General features: G+C 70.1%; 14 protein-coding genes. 7 read left to right on the plus strand and 7 right to left on the minus strand.

The window, feature by feature from the left end; all coding sequences use genetic code 11:
• Window positions 1-12 precede the first annotated feature (12 nt).
• Together GH747_RS14170 and GH747_RS14175 are read left to right on the plus strand one after the other, a co-directional pair.
• The gene (locus GH747_RS14170) at window positions 13-1,233 is read left to right on the plus strand and encodes an acyl-CoA dehydrogenase family protein (protein ID WP_149770248.1); all 1,221 of its coding nucleotides are present in this window, start codon (window positions 13-15) and stop codon (window positions 1,231-1,233) included.
• A 13-nt stretch (window positions 1,234-1,246) separates the two neighbouring features.
• Window positions 1,247-2,035 carry an enoyl-CoA hydratase-related protein gene (locus GH747_RS14175; RefSeq protein WP_149770249.1) on the plus strand — a complete coding sequence of 263 codons (789 nt, stop codon included), beginning with the start codon at window positions 1,247-1,249 and terminating at the stop codon, window positions 2,033-2,035.
• A gap of 22 nt (window positions 2,036-2,057) precedes the next feature.
• Here the strand turns inward: GH747_RS14175 and GH747_RS14180 are convergent, their stop codons facing one another.
• The 5 genes from GH747_RS14180 to GH747_RS14200 form a co-directional block, all read right to left on the minus strand.
• Complete coding sequence (locus GH747_RS14180) at window positions 2,058-2,654, minus strand: class I SAM-dependent methyltransferase (protein WP_149770250.1); 597 nt, start codon at window positions 2,652-2,654, stop codon at window positions 2,058-2,060.
• Window positions 2,647-3,471: a tRNA pseudouridine(38-40) synthase TruA gene (gene truA / locus GH747_RS14185; protein ID WP_149770251.1), complete on the minus strand. Its 825-nt coding sequence runs from the start codon at window positions 3,469-3,471 to the stop codon at window positions 2,647-2,649. The genes GH747_RS14180 and truA overlap by 8 nt, the downstream gene beginning before the upstream one ends.
• Window positions 3,472-3,492: 21 nt before the next feature.
• Complete coding sequence (locus tag GH747_RS14190) at window positions 3,493-4,539, minus strand: NADP-dependent oxidoreductase (RefSeq protein WP_149770252.1); 1,047 nt, start codon at window positions 4,537-4,539, stop codon at window positions 3,493-3,495.
• 105 nt (window positions 4,540-4,644) lie between these two features.
• Complete coding sequence (locus GH747_RS14195; RefSeq protein WP_163695633.1) at window positions 4,645-5,226, minus strand: LPXTG cell wall anchor domain-containing protein; 582 nt, start codon at window positions 5,224-5,226, stop codon at window positions 4,645-4,647.
• A gap of 214 nt (window positions 5,227-5,440) precedes the next feature.
• Entirely contained in the window at window positions 5,441-6,754 is a 1,314-nt protein-coding gene (locus tag GH747_RS14200; RefSeq protein ID WP_149770254.1) for a citrate synthase, read from the minus strand.
• A 350-nt stretch (window positions 6,755-7,104) separates the two neighbouring features.
• On the opposite strand from GH747_RS14200, the gene rplM reads away from it, so the two are divergent.
• From rplM to GH747_RS14220, 4 genes are read left to right on the plus strand one after another with little or no spacing between them, the layout of a single operon-like run.
• On the plus strand, window positions 7,105-7,548 hold the full coding sequence (rplM, locus tag GH747_RS14205) for a 50S ribosomal protein L13 (RefSeq protein WP_149770255.1): 444 nt from the start codon (window positions 7,105-7,107) through the stop codon (window positions 7,546-7,548).
• A gap of 24 nt (window positions 7,549-7,572) precedes the next feature.
• Window positions 7,573-8,082 (plus strand): 30S ribosomal protein S9, encoded by a 510-nt coding sequence (gene rpsI / locus GH747_RS14210; protein ID WP_149770256.1) that lies wholly within the window; start codon window positions 7,573-7,575, stop codon window positions 8,080-8,082.
• A gap of 10 nt (window positions 8,083-8,092) precedes the next feature.
• Window positions 8,093-9,439 (plus strand): phosphoglucosamine mutase, encoded by a 1,347-nt coding sequence (glmM, locus tag GH747_RS14215; protein WP_149770257.1) that lies wholly within the window; start codon window positions 8,093-8,095, stop codon window positions 9,437-9,439.
• A 51-nt stretch (window positions 9,440-9,490) separates the two neighbouring features.
• Window positions 9,491-10,483, plus strand: coding sequence for a GNAT family N-acetyltransferase (locus GH747_RS14220; RefSeq protein ID WP_149770258.1), 993 nt, complete (start codon window positions 9,491-9,493; stop codon window positions 10,481-10,483).
• 6 nt (window positions 10,484-10,489) lie between these two features.
• Here GH747_RS14220 and GH747_RS14225 read toward each other — a convergent pair whose 3' ends face one another.
• Both GH747_RS14225 and coaA read right to left on the minus strand, forming a co-directional pair.
• A complete protein-coding gene (locus tag GH747_RS14225) occupies window positions 10,490-11,374 on the minus strand; it encodes a bile acid:sodium symporter family protein (RefSeq protein WP_149770259.1) in 885 nt (294 codons plus the stop codon).
• A gap of 43 nt (window positions 11,375-11,417) precedes the next feature.
• On the minus strand, window positions 11,418-12,386 hold the full coding sequence (gene coaA, locus GH747_RS14230) for a type I pantothenate kinase (RefSeq protein WP_149770498.1): 969 nt from the start codon (window positions 12,384-12,386) through the stop codon (window positions 11,418-11,420).
• 43 nt (window positions 12,387-12,429) lie between these two features.
• On the opposite strand from coaA, the gene glmS reads away from it, so the two are divergent.
• On the plus strand, window positions 12,430-14,277 hold the full coding sequence (glmS, locus tag GH747_RS14235) for a glutamine--fructose-6-phosphate transaminase (isomerizing) (protein ID WP_149770260.1): 1,848 nt from the start codon (window positions 12,430-12,432) through the stop codon (window positions 14,275-14,277).
• Window positions 14,278-14,297 lie beyond the last annotated feature (20 nt).

The raw sequence follows: 14,297 nt of genomic DNA on the forward strand, positions 1-14,297 counted from the left end.
CGAGGAGGAGTCATGTCATTCTTCGAGACCACCGAGCGCGGCAAGAAGTACCAGGAGGAGCTCCTGGACTTCATGGACGCGCACGTCTACCCGGCTGAGGCGGTGTACGCCGAGCAGATGCGCGAGGCCGGCGACCCGCACCACCACCCGCAGATCCTCGAGGACCTGAAGGCCGAGGCCAAGCGGCGCGGCCTGTGGAACCTCTTCCACCCCCACCCCGAGTGGGGCCCCGGGCTGACCAACTACGAGTACGCCCCGCTCGCCGAGATCATGGGACGCAGCCCGCACCTCGCCCCCGAGGCGACGAACTGCAACGCTCCCGACACCGGCAACATGGAGGTCTTCACGCTCTTCGGCAACGACGAGCACAAGGAGAAGTACCTCCGTCCCCTGCTCGAGGGTGAGATCCGCTCCGCGTTCGCCATGACCGAGCCGGCCGTCGCCAGCTCGGACGCGACCAACATCGAGATGCGGATGGAGCGCGACGGCGACGAGTACGTCCTCAACGGTCGCAAGTGGTTCACCTCCAACGCGATGCACCGCAACTGCGCGGTGCTCATCGTCATGGGCAAGACCGATCCGACCGCTGCGCCCCACCGCCAGCAGTCGATGATGGTCGTCCCGCTCGACGCCCCCGGCATCACGGTCGTCCGCAACCTGCCGGTGTTCGGCTACCAGGACCGCGAGGGCCATGCCGAGGTCGTCTTCGAGGACGTCCGGGTGCCTGCCAGCGACGTCCTCGCGGGCGAGGGTGAGGGGTTCGCGATCAGCCAGGCGCGGCTCGGCCCGGGCCGCATCCACCACTGCATGCGGGCCATCGGCATGGCGGAGCGCGCGCTGGAGCTGCTGTGCAAGCGTGCCCTGACGCGCGAGACCTTCGGGCAGCCCGTCGCGGAGCGGTCGAACATCCAGGACTGGATCGCCGAGGCCAGGATCGAGATCGAGAAGTCTCGCCTCCTCACGCTGAAGGCCGCCTGGATGATGGACACGGTGGGCAACAAGGCGGCGCGGATGGAGATCGCCGCCATCAAGGTCGACGTCCCCAACGTCGCCCTGCAGATCGTCGACCGCGCGATCCAGGTCCACGGCGGCGGTGGCGTCACCGACGACTTCCCGTTGGCGTCGTTCTGGGCGCACCTGCGGACGCTGCGCCTCGCCGACGGTCCGGACGAGGTCCACAAGCGCACGCTGGCGCGCCAGGAGCTGCGCAAGTACGCCGGGGTGACCGCGTGACGGAGTCGCCCGCGTGAGCGCAGACGTGGTGCTGGCCGAGCGGCGCGGCAGCGTCCTCCTGCTCACCCTGAACCGGCCGGAGCGACTGAACGCCTGGAACGACGAGCTCGAGGAGCGCTACTTCGCCCTGCTCGACGAGGCCGAGGCGGACCCGGAGGTGCGAGCCGTCGTCGTCACCGGGGCAGGGCGGGGCTTCTGCGCCGGCGCCGACATGGACGTGCTCGTGAGCATCGGAGCCCGTGAGGTCGTCGAGCTTCCCGAGCATCCGCGTCCACGGCACCGCCCGCTGATGTTCTGCAAGCCGTTGATCGCGGCGATCAACGGTGCGGCTGCGGGCCTCGGTCTCGTCGAGGCGCTCTACTGCGACCAGCGGTTCGCGACGCCCGAGGCCAAGCTCACGACGTCCTTCGCGCGGCGCGGGCTGATCGCCGAGTACGGCGTGGCGTGGCTGCTGCCGCGGCTGGTCGGGCAGAGCCGGGCGCTCGACCTCCTGATGTCGGCCCGCGTCGTCCGCGGGGACGAGGCGCTGCGCATGGGGCTGGTCGACCGCGTCGTCGATGCGGACGACCTCGTCGACGCCGCCGTCGCCTACGCCCAGGACCTCGCCACGCACTGCTCGCCGACCTCGATGAGCGTCATCAAGCGACAGGTGCTCCAGGCGCTCGACACCGACATCCGGTCCGCACTGGCCGATGCCGAGTCGGAGATGGTGCAGTCGTTCCACCGGGCGGACGTCGCCGAAGGGGTCGCGAGCTATCTCGAGGGCCGTGCCCCGGCGTTCCCGGGTGTGTCCGTGCCGTGAACGGTGCCACGAGAGGTGCGCGCTAGCCCCTGCGTACGAGCAGGATGCGGAAGCCCTTCGCGCTGGCGATCTTGTCGGTCGGCCATCCCTGGTCGGTCAGCCAGCGTTGAAGGGAGTCCGCGCCGAGGTTCTTGCCGACGACGAGCCGTGCCACACCGTCGGGGGAGAGCCGCGGGAGCCACGTCAGCAGCAGCTCGTGCAGCGCAGTCTTGCCGATCCGGATCGGCGGGTTGGACCAGATCTCGTCGAACACCGTGGTCGCAGGGACGTCGTCCGGCGCCGCGACGACGACCCGCGACGCGACCCCGGCACGTTCGGCGTTGTGACGCGTGAGGTCGCGCGCTCGCGGGTTGGTGTCGACGGCGTGCACGGTCACCTCGGGCACCTCGGCTGCGACGGCGACGGCGATCGGACCCCAGCCGCACCCGAGGTCGAGCACCGTGCGGGCACCGTCCGGCGGGTCGAACGACCTGAGGAGGATGGCGGTCGCCTTGTCGAGGCCGTCGCGCGCGAAGACGCCGGCGGCCGTCGTGAACGTGTAGTCGTGGTCCCAGATCCGTACGGCGACGTCGCGCCGCTCCTCCGGCCCGGTCGGCGCGTCGAAGTAGTGCTCAGTCACTCTCGGGACCTTCGGCGGGGCCGCGGAACACGCGCGTCTCCTGGGCGCGCGCTGCGAGCTGGGAGTCTGCCGGGTAGGCGACCTCCTCCAGCGTCAGCCCGTGAGCGGGCATCACCTTCACCCGGGAGTCGCGGGTGCGGGCCTTGAGCACACGACCCATCCACGCCGGCTCGTGGCGCCCGTCACCGACCGCCGTCAGGGCACCCATCAGGGATCGCACCATCGAGTGGCAGAACGCGTCGGCGACGACCGTCGTCTCGACGATGCCGGAGTCGGTCCGGCGAGTCGTGAGCTGCAGCAGGGAGCGCACGGTGCTGGCACCCTCGCGGCGGCGGCAGAACGCCGCGAAGTCCTGCTCGCCGAGGACCCCCACGGCTGCGTCGTTCATCGCCGAAACGTCGAGCGGCTTGTGGTGGTGGACGACGTGGTTGCGGTGCAGCGGGTCAGGACCGGTCGGACCGTCCCAGATCCGGTACACGTAGCGCCGGCGCAGCGCCGAGAAGCGGGCGTCGAAGCCGTCCGCGGCGATGCGTGCCGTGCGCACGACGATGTCGTCGGGCAGGACTCGGTCGAGACGGCGTACGAGGTGCACCTCGTCGGTCTCCACGTCGTCCGGCAGGTCGACGTGGACGACCTGCCCGCGCGCGTGGACGCCGGTGTCCGTGCGGCCCGCGACGGTCAGCCGTGCGGGCTCCTCGAGCCTGAGGACGAGGGCGAGGGCGTCCTCGATCGTCTGCTGGACGGACGGGAGGCCCGGTTGGGTCGCCCAGCCTCGGTAGGCACTGCCGTCGTAGGCAAGATCGAGTCTCCAGCGCACCTGATCAACCTATCGATCGCGTCAACCGGCCGACGGCGCGTGCTCGTCGAGCGCGAGGACGAGCTTGCCGGTGTTCACGCCCGAGAACAGCCCGAGGAGAGTCTCCCCGAACGCGTCCACGCCGCCGTGGAGGACGGTCTCGCGGGCGACCACGGTGCCGTCTCCGATCCAGCGGGAGATCGCCTCGACGGCCTCCGGGTAGCGGTCCTCGTAGTCGAAGACCACGAACCCCGCCATTGTCGCGCGGTAGACGAGCAGCGACAGGTAGCGACGGGGGCCCGGCGGCAACGACGTCTCGTTGTACGAGGAGATCGCCCCGCAGAGGACGACGCGCGCGCCGCGGCGAAGGTTGGCGAGACCGGCGTCGAGGATCTCGCCGCCGACGTTGTCGAAGAACACGTCCACGCCCTTCGGCGCGACCTCGCGGATGCGGGAGAGGACCTTCTCGGCCTTGTAGTCGATCACGGCGTCGAACCCGATCTCCGTGAGCCAGACGCACTTGTCGGGGCCACCGGCGATGCCGATCACCGTGCAGCCCATCGCCTTGGCGATCTGACCGACGACGCTGCCGACGGCGCCGGCCGCGCCGGACACGAGGACGGTGTCGCCCGGCTGGACCGTGCCGACGTCCTTCAGGCCGAAGTAGGCGGTCATCCCCGGCATCCCGAGTGCGCCGAGCCACGTCGGGGCGCCACAGGTCTCGAGGTCGATGTGCGTGACGCCCCGGCCGTCGGAGAGCGCGTACTCGGTGACACCGAACGCCCCCGAGACCGTGTCGCCGACCGCGTACGACGGGTGTGCCGACGCGACCACGGTGCCGGTGGCGCCCGCTCGCATGACGGCGCCGATCTCCACCGGCGGGATGTAGGAGCTGAAGTCGTTGAGCCACCCGCGCATCGCCGGGTCGAGCGACAGGTGGGACACCCGGACGACGAACTCGCCGTCACCAGGGGCAGGGATCTCGGTCGTCACGACCGACCACGTGGTGGCGTCGGGGTAGCCGTGCGGGCGCTGCTTCAGCAGGACCTGACGAGCGGTGAACGGCGCGGTCGGCGCAGAGTCGGTCATAGGATGCATTCCTCCTCGAGTGACGCGGGCCACTCTAGAGGCAGCGCACGCGCGAAGGCCGCCCGGGGCAGGGCCCCGGGCGGCCTTCGGCCTACAGCGTGCGGGTCAGGCGCGACGGCGGCGTGCCGTGACCATGGCGGCGCCTCCACCGAGCAGCAGTGCGAGGCCGCCGGCGGTCCAGGCGAGGTTGGAGCCACCGGTGTTCGGGAGCACGCCCTCGTCGTCGGTCTCGGTGTCACCCGCGACGTCCTTCGGCGGCGTGGTCTCCGACGGGGCTGCCGGGGTCTCGCTCTCTCCGGCGACGCTCGGCGTCGCCGTCGGGGTCGTCTCCGTGGGCGTCGTCTCCGTCGGGGTCGTCTCGGTGGGCGGCTCGGTCGTCGGCGGCGTGGTCTCCGTCGGCTCCGTGGTCGGCGGCGTGGTCTCCGTCGGCTCCGTGGTCGGCGGCGTGGTCGGCGGCGTCGTCTCGGTCGGCGTGGAGGTCGGGGGCGAGTACGTGGCAGTGGGCGTCGGGGTGCTCGGCGGGCAGTCCGGGTTGTGGGGCTTGCCCGGCTTGTGGTGATGGCCGTGGTGGCCGCCGGTTGCGGGCGCGAGCGCCGAGGCGGACGGAGCCGCCGCTACGCCGAGGCCGAGAACGATGCTCGCGGCGGCAGGCAGGGCGATCCGAACGAAGGGGGTACGGGGGTTCACGAGTGTCCTTCGAGAGTGTGCGGGGGAGTGGCTCGTCCGAAGAGAGGCCAGAAGGAACCTAGCGAAGGATTCGGCCCTCGCGCGACGCGCGGCCGACTTCGCGCAGCATGTGAGATGCCCCTTCGGGGCAAAGCGGTCGCAATACGGACAGAAACACCGCCGTCCGTCCACATCGTGGACGGACGGCGGTGCTCAGGTCGAGTGAAGCGTGGGGTCAGGCCCAGCGCTCCTCGCGCGACGGGAAGACCAGACCGCGGTCGCCCGTGTAGATCTGCTTCGGGCGGGCGATCTTCTGCTCCGAGTCGTTCACGAGCTCGAGCCACTGCGCCAGCCAGCCGGCCGTCCGCGGGATCGCGAACAGGACGGTGAACATCTCCGGCGGGAACTGCAGCGCCTCGTAGATGAGACCCGAGTAGAAGTCGACGTTCGGGTAGAGCTTGCGCTTGACGAAGTACTCGTCCTCGAGCGCGATCTGCTCCAGCTCGACCGCGATCTTGAGGAGCGGGTTGACCCCCGTGACCTCGAACACGTCGTCGGTGGCCTTCTTGATGATGGTGGCCCGCGGGTCGTAGTTCTTGTAGACGCGGTGGCCGAAGCCCATCAGGCGCTCGTTGCCGGCCTTGACGCCCTCGATGAACGCCGGCACGTTGCTGACGTCGCCGATGCGGCGCAGCATCTTGAGGACCGCCTCGTTGGCGCCGCCGTGCAGCGGGCCGTAGAGCGCGCCGATGCCGGCCGAGACCGCGGAGTACGGGTCGACCTGGCTGGAGCCCACCGAGCGCACCGCGTTGGTCGAGCAGTTCTGCTCGTGGTCGGCGTGCAGGATGAACAGCACCTCGAGCGCCTTCACGAGGCGCGGGTCCGCGGCGTACTTCGGCTCGCTCATCTTGAAGAGCATCGCGAGGAAGTTCTCGGCGTACCCGAGGTCGTTGTCGGGGTAGACGTAGGGCTTGCCCTGCGCGTGCCGGAACGACCAGGCGCCGAGCGTCGGCATCTTGGCGATCATCCGCACGATCTGGAGGTGACGCGTCTCGGCGTCGTGGATGTTGCGCGCCTCCGGGTAGAACGTCGACAGCCCGCCGACCGCGGACAGCAGCATCCCCATCGGGTGCGCGTCGTAGCGGAAGCCCTGCATGAGCGACTTGACGTTCTCGTGCACGAACGTGTGGAAGGTGATGTCGTGCACCCACGAGTCGTACTGGGACTGGCTCGGGAGCTCGCCGTGGATCAGGAGGTACGCGACCTCCAGGAAGTTGGACTTCTCGGCGAGCTGCTCGATCGGGTAGCCGCGGTACTCGAGGATGCCCTTCTCGCCGTCGATGTAGGTGACGGCGGACCGCGTCGAGGCGGTGTTGGTGAACCCGGGGTCGTACGAGGCGATGCCGGGATCGTCGTCGCCGGCCCGGATCTTGCCGAGGTCGCTCGCGCGGATCGTCCCGTCGACGATGGGGAGGACGTACTCCTTGCCGGTCCGGTCGTCCCGGACTGTCAGGGTCTGGCCGTCGGCCGAAGGTGTGGCGTCTGTCACGAGGAGTTCTCCTTGTGCCTGGCGTGCGCACACTGGGTCGATGCGCCGCTCGAATCAGGGGTCCCCCTGGGTGTTGAGACCCACTCCAACTTATTGCGTCGCGCCAGCGCGCGTGCATCCGGGTCCCGCAGACGGTGGGGAGCGCGCTCCCGCCGACCGGCTGCTTGGGGCGTCGGGGTAGGCTTCACGTGGTGCGTGCGGCGTACGACGCACCCTCGCCACGGGCCGTTTTGACCGAGCCCAGGGTGGACAGTTATTGTTGTACGTCGTTGTGCCTTGATGGCGATGCGGTTTTCCTGCGTCCCCCGAGGTGCACCATCAGTCCCCATCCATACGAAGGTAGAACTAGCGTGCGCACGTACAGCCCGAAGCCTGGTGACGTCGACCGCAAGTGGCACGTCATCGACGCATCTGACGTGGTGCTTGGGCGTCTCGCCGTCCAGACCGCGACCCTGCTTCGCGGCAAGCACAAGCCGACGTTCGCCCCGCACGTCGACAACGGTGACTTCGTCATCATCGTCAACGCCGAGAAGGTCGCTCTCTCCGGCAACAAGCGCGAGGACAAGCTCGCGTACCGCCACAGCGGCTACCCGGGTGGTCTGAAGCAGGTTGCCTACGGCGACCTGCTCGACAAGGACGCGCGCAAGGCTGTCGAGAAGGCTGTCTGGGGCATGCTCCCCAAGAACCGCCTCAGCCGCGCCCAGATGAAGAAGCTGAAGGTCTACGCCGGCCCTGAGCACCCGCACGCCGCTCAGCAGCCGCAGACCTTCGACATCACGCAGATCGCCCAGTAGGCCCAGGAAGCAGTGAGGATCAACGTGGCCGAGACCAGCACCGAGACCGTCGACACGACCGACGAGTTCACGACCAACGCCGAGGGCGTTGCCTACACCTCCGAGACCGCACCCAGTGCGGAGTCGGCGGCACGTTCGTCGATCATCGCCCCCGCGGCAGCCACCGGCCGCCGCAAGGAGGCTGTCGCACGCGTCCGCATCGTGCCGGGAACCGGTGCGTGGACGGTCAACGGCAAGCCGCTCGAAGAGTACCTCCCGAACAAGCTGCACCAGCAGATCGCCAAGGAGGCCTTCGCATCGACCGGCCTCGGCGAGAGCTTCGACGTGATCGCTCGCGTCTCCGGTGGCGGCATGACCGGCCAGGCCGGTGCGCTCCGCCTCGGCGTCGCCCGCGCGCTGAACGCGGTCGACGAGGAGTCCAACCGTGCGACGCTCAAGAAGGCCGGGCTGCTCACGCGTGACGCCCGCGCCAAGGAGCGCAAGAAGGCAGGCCTCAAGAAGGCCCGCAAGGCACCTCAGTACAGCAAGCGCTGACGGCTCAGCCGTGGGTCGGATCTTCGGAACCGACGGCGTCCGCGGGGTCGCCAACGTCGACCTGACGGCCGAGCTGGCAGTCGACCTCGCTGTCGCGGCAGCCCACGTGCTCGGCGAGGCTGGAGCCTTCGCCGACCAGCGGCCGACGGCAGTCGTGGCCCGCGATCCCCGCGCCTCCGGAGAGTTCCTGGAAGCAGCGGTGGTCGCGGGTCTCGCGTCTGCGGGGGTCGACGTGCATCGCCTCGGCGTCGTCCCCACACCGGGTGCCGCGTACCTCACGTCGGCACTCGACGCTGACATGGGCGTCATGATCTCCGCGAGCCACAACCCGATGCCCGACAACGGCATCAAGTTTCTCGCGCGGGGCGGGCTCAAGCTCGACGACGCGATCGAGGACGACATCGAGCGCGCGCTCGAGCAGCCGTGGCGACGACCCACCGGCGCGTCCGTCGGCCGCGTCGGTGACAGCCCGACGGCGTTGCGCACCTACGAGCGTCACCTGGTCGAGGCGGTCGGGCGGCGCCTCGACGGACTGAAGGTCGTGCTGGACTGCGCCAACGGCGCCGCGTCGGTCGTCGGTCCCGCTGCCTTCCGGGCGCTCGGCGCGGAGGTCGTGGCGGTGCACTCCGATCCAGACGGGCTCAACATCAACGCCGGGTGCGGGTCGACGCACCCCGAGGACCTGCAGCACGCCGTCGTCGCCCACGGCGCCGACGCGGGCTTCGCCTTCGACGGGGACGCGGACCGGTGCCTGGCAGTCTCCGCGGACGGCGTGCTCGTCGACGGTGACCAGATACTCGCGATCCTCGCCCTCGCCCTGCGCAGCGAGGGTGCCCTCGTCGACGACACCGTCGTCGCGACGGTCATGTCCAACCTCGGCTTCGTCCAGGCGATGGAAGCCCACGGCGTGACGGTGGTGCAGACGGCCGTCGGCGACCGCTATGTTCTCGAAGCCATGCGCGAGCGGGGCTACAACCTGGGTGGCGAGCAGTCCGGCCACGTCATCATGAGTGACCACGCCACCACCGGCGACGGGGTGCTGACCGCGCTGGCTGTGGCACGACGGATGGCCGACACGGGGTCCACCCTCGCCGACCTCGGCGCGGTCATGCGACGCCTCCCCCAGGTCCTGGTCAACGTGCCGGGGGTCGACAAGTCCCGCGCGTCGACCGACCCGGTGGTCGCGGCTGCCGTCGCTGACGCGACTGCCGAGCTCGGCGCTGCCGGTCGGGTGCTCCTGCGGCCGTCCGGCACCGAGCCGCTGGTCCGGGTCATGGTCGAGGCGGGCTCGAGCGAGCAGGCCGACGCCGTCGCCCAGCGGCTCGCGTCCGTGGTCGGATCCGCGCTGGCGCTCTGAGCGCGAAAAACGCGAGTGCGTCGCCGCGCCGGGACGACCTACGGTGGCGAGATGCGCATCGAGGAGATCGATCCTGACGACGACTCCGCCCTGGCCGCGTTCCATGCGCACGAGGAACGCGTCGTGGCGACCCGGCCGTACGGGACGAACTGGACACTGCCCGAGCTGACGGTCGCGGTACGCACCGACGACCCCTGGACTTCCCGGACGCTCCTGTGGGCGCGTCACGACGACGGCGACGTGATCGCGACCGGCCTGCTCGAGGTGCCGCTGCGCGACAACACCGAGACCGCCTGGATCGACGTCGCGACCGCTCCCGAGCACCGCGACGCGGTCGGAGCGTTCTTCGAGCACCTCAAGCAGCGCGTACGAGGGATCGGTCGGGGTCGTCTCGAGTCGGTCGCGAAGTGGGCGCCCGGCGACGAGGAGGGTCCCGACGCGAAGATCCTGCGGGTCCACGGCTTCCGGCTCGGCCTGATCGAGGCCCAGCGCGTCCTCGACCTGCCGCCCGACCGCGAGCACCTCGCGGGCCTGGCAGAACGGGCGGCCCCTCACCACGCGGCGTACGCGCTGAGGACCTGGCGGGGTCCGGTCCCTGACGAGGTGCTGGAGGACTACGCGGCGATGCGGGCCGTGATGGCCGTCGAGGCGCCGTCAGGGGACATGGGGTGGGAGAAGGAGGACTTCCCGCCCGAGCGCGTCCGCACCGAGGAGGCCGAGCTCGCGGCACAGCAGCGTACTCCGTGGACCACCGTCGCCGTCGCGCCGGACGGGACGCTCGCCGGGCACAGCCAGATCATCGTCCCGGCGACGGACCCGCAGAACGCCTACCAGTGGGACACGCTCGTCCTGACTGACCACCGGGGCCACCGGCTCGGACTCGCCATGAAGGCCCGCAACCTCCTCGCCGCGGCCGACGAGCTCGGTCCGCGAACCCTCCTGCACACGTGGAACGCCGCCGAGAACGCCCCGATGGTCTCCGTCAACGAAGCGCTGGGCTTCCGGCTCGCCGCGATGACGGGGGAGTTCCGGTGCGACCTGTGAGCGCGGCTACGTGCCTGAGCTGACCCGCTGCTCGTCGGCGCGCACGAGATAGCGCGTCAGGATGACGCCCCACGCCGCGGCGACGAAGAACATCACGAGACCGTAGACCGCTGCCGGGACGGAGACCTCGGTCTCGTCGAGCACCTCGACCGCCACGTAGATCGCGAGCGTCGCGTTGTGCACGCCGATCTCGAAGGAGGACGCGACCGCCTGGCGCTCGGTGACGCCGGCCCACCGCGGGACCAGGTAGCCGACCGCGAGGCTCGTCGCACAGAACACGATCGCGATCGCGCCCACCTTCGCGGCGTAGTCGGCGACGTTCTCGCGCTGGTCGAGCAGGATGCCGAGCACGAGCACGGCGAGGATGACCGCCGACGCGATGCGTACGGGCTTGTCCATCCGCTCGGCGAACGCCGGCCGTGCCGACCGGACGGCCATGCCGAGCGCGACGGGCAGGAGGACGATCGCGAACACCTCGAGGACCTTGGTGAACTGCAGGGAGACCGAGCTGTCGGCGTCGAAGTACGCGATGGCGAGGTTGGTGATGAGGGGGAGCGAGACGATCGCGATGATCGAGTTGATCGCGGTCAGCGTGACGTTGAGGGCGACGTCGCCCCGGAAGAGGTGGCTGTAGAGGTTCGCGCTGGTGCCGCCCGGCGACGCCGCGAGGAGCATCATGCCCACGGCCAGCAGCGGCGGGAGGTCGAACAGCAGCACGAGGCCGAAGCACACGGCGGGAAGCAGGAGGAGCTGGCAGACCAGGGCCACCACGACGGCGCGGGGATGGCGGCCCACCCGGCGGAAGTCGTCGATCGTCAGCGACAGCCCGAGGCCGAACATGATGATGCCGAGGGCGATGGGGAGGCCGACGGTGCTGAGCGCTGAGTCCATGGCGCACAGCGTAGGGGTGAGTCACGTCACAGCGCGAGAGTGGTCAGAGCTTGCGCAGACGCACCCATCGCACGGAGTGGTCGGAGTCCTTGCGCAGCACGAGCGTGGCCCGCCCGCGCGTCGGCTCGATGTTCTCCTTGAGGTTCGGCCCGTTGATCGAGTCCCAGAGCAGCGAGGCCTGGGCCGTGGCCTGCTCGATGTCGAGCGCGCCGTACCGGACGAAGTAGGAGTCGGGGTTGCGGAAGGCGGTCTCGCGCAGGCGTAGGAACCGCTCGACGTACCAGCGTCGGATGTCCTTGCGAGCGGCGTCGACATAGACCGAGAAGTCGAAGAAGTCGCTGGTCGCGAGGCCTGTACGACCGTCCGCCCGGCTCCGTGCGGGCTGCAGGACGTTGAGACCCTCGATCAGCACCACGTCGGGGCGGTTCAGCGTGACGACCTCGTCGGTGACGTCGTACGAGAGGTGGGAGTAGACCGGCGCCTCGACCGTCTCGCGGCCCGACTTCACGGCCATCACGAACCGCAGCAGCGCTTTGCGGTCGTACGACTCGGGGAATCCCTTGCGCTCCAGCAGGCCGCGCCGCTCGAGCTCGGCGTTGGGGAGCAGGAAGCCGTCGGTCGTGACGAGCGACACGTTGCTGTGCGCGGGGTTCTTGGCGAGCAGCTCCCGCAGCAGGCGCGTCGTCGTGGACTTGCCTACCGCGACCGACCCGGCGATGCCGATGACGTACGGGGTGCGCTTGGGCTGCGGACGTCGCAGGAACGCCTCCGTCGACCGGTAGAGCTCGCCCGCATAGCGGATCCGCATGCTGATCAGCTGGGCCAGCGGGACGTAGACCTGACGGACCTCCTCCAGGTCGAGCTCGTCGCCCAGGCCGCGGACCTCGTCGATCTCGGCCTGGGACAGAGGTTGTGGCGCGTCGCCGGCGAGATCCGCCCAGGCGCTGCGCTCGAGCTCGACGTACGGCGACGTATCCCCGGAACCCGGCTGCGTGACGGACATGGGGCCCATTGTGGCCGTCGTCCGTGACGAGGCGGTCGGTACCCTGGTCCTCATGTGTGGAATCGTCGGATACGTCGGTCAACGGCCAGCCCTGGATGTCGTCCTCGGAGGCCTGCGCCGTCTCGAGTACAGAGGCTATGACTCGACGGGCGTCGCCCTGGTGATGGGCGACCGGATCGCCGTCTCCAAGAAGGTCGGCAAGCTCGCCAACCTCGACAAGGAGCTGGCCGAGCGGCCGCTGCCGCAGTCGAGCACGGGGATCGGCCACACCCGCTGGGCCACCCACGGCCCGCCGAGCGACCGCAACGCCCACCCGCACGTCTCGGACGCGAACCGGGTCGCCGTCGTCCACAACGGCATCATCGAGAACTTCGCCGAGCTGCGCGCCGAGCTGGAGGCCGACGGCTACACGTTCACGTCCGAGACCGACACCGAGACGGTCACGCACCTCGTGCACCGCGAGCTCCTCGGCGACGCCACCGACGTCAGCGACGCCGTACGCCGCGTGTGCCGCCGCCTCGAGGGTGCGTTCACCCTCGTGGTCGCCGATGGCGCGGACCCCGATCGCGTCGTCGGCGCACGCCGGAACTCGCCGCTGGTCGCGGGGCGGGGCGACGGCGAGAACTTCCTCGCCTCCGACGTCTCCGCCTTCATCGAGTACACCCGCGACGCGGTCGAGCTCGGACAGGACCAGGTCGTCACGATCACGCGCGACGGCATCGATGTCACCGACTTCGACGGCCGTCCGGCCACGGTCTCCGAGTACCACGTCGACTGGGATGCCGCCGCTGCCGAGAAGGGCGGCTACGACTGGTTCATGCTCAAGGAGATCGACGAGCAGCCGCAGGCGGTCGCCGACACCCTGCTGGGTCGCCACGACTCCGCCGGGCGCCTCGTCCTCGACGAGATGCGTCTGTCCGACGACGAGCTGCGCGGCGTCGACAAGATCGTCATCATCGGCTGCGGCACCGCCTCGTACGCCGGCATGGTCGCCAAGTACGCGATCGAGCACTGGACGCGCATCCCCTGCGAGGTGGAGCTGGCGTCGGAGTTCCGCTACCGCGACCCGATCGTCGGGCGGTCCACCCTGGTCGTCGCGATCAGCCAGTCCGGTGAGACCGCAGACACCCTGCAGGCGATCCGCCACGCGCGCCAGCAGGGGTCGAAGGTCCTCGCGATCTGCAACACCAACGGTTCGACGATCCCGCGCGAGTCCGACGCCGTGATCTACACCCACGCGGGCCCCGAGATCGCGGTCGCCTCGACCAAGGGCTTCCTCACGCAGCTGGCCGCCTGCTACGTCCTCGGCCTCTATCTCGCGCAGGTGCGCGGCACGAAGTACGGCGACGAGATCTCTGCGACCGTCGCCGAGCTCCAGAAGCTCCCCGACGGCATCCGGACGATCCTCGAGCGGGCGGACGCCGTCCGCGAGCTTGCGCGCGAGCTCGCCGGCCACCGGACGTTCCTGTTCCTCGGACGCCACGTCGGCTACCCCGTCGCGCTGGAGGGTGCGCTCAAGCTCAAGGAGCTCGCATACCTGCACGCCGAGGGCTTCGCGGCCGGCGAGCTCAAGCACGGGCCGATCGCGGTCATCGAGCCTGGGCTGCCGGTGTTCGTCGTGGTCCCGCCGAAGGGGCGCGACCAGCTGCACGAGAAGGTCGTCAGCAACATCCAGGAGATCCGCGCCCGCGGCGCCCGCACGGTCGTCCTCGTCGAGGAGGGGGACACGTCCGTCGACCCGTACGCGGACGTGGTCATCCGCCTGCCGAAGGCACCGACGCTGCTGCAACCCGTCCTCGCGGCCGTCCCGCTCCAGGTCTTCGCCGCCGAGCTCGCCTCGGCCCTCGGCCACGACGTCGACCAGCCGCGCAACCTTGCGAAGTCCGTCACGGTCGAGTGAGCGTCGCGACCGCGTCCGTC

Origin of the sequence: Mumia xiangluensis, assembly GCF_010994095.1 — a bacterium.
Classification (GTDB): Bacteria; Actinomycetota; Actinomycetes; order Propionibacteriales; family Nocardioidaceae; genus Mumia; species Mumia xiangluensis.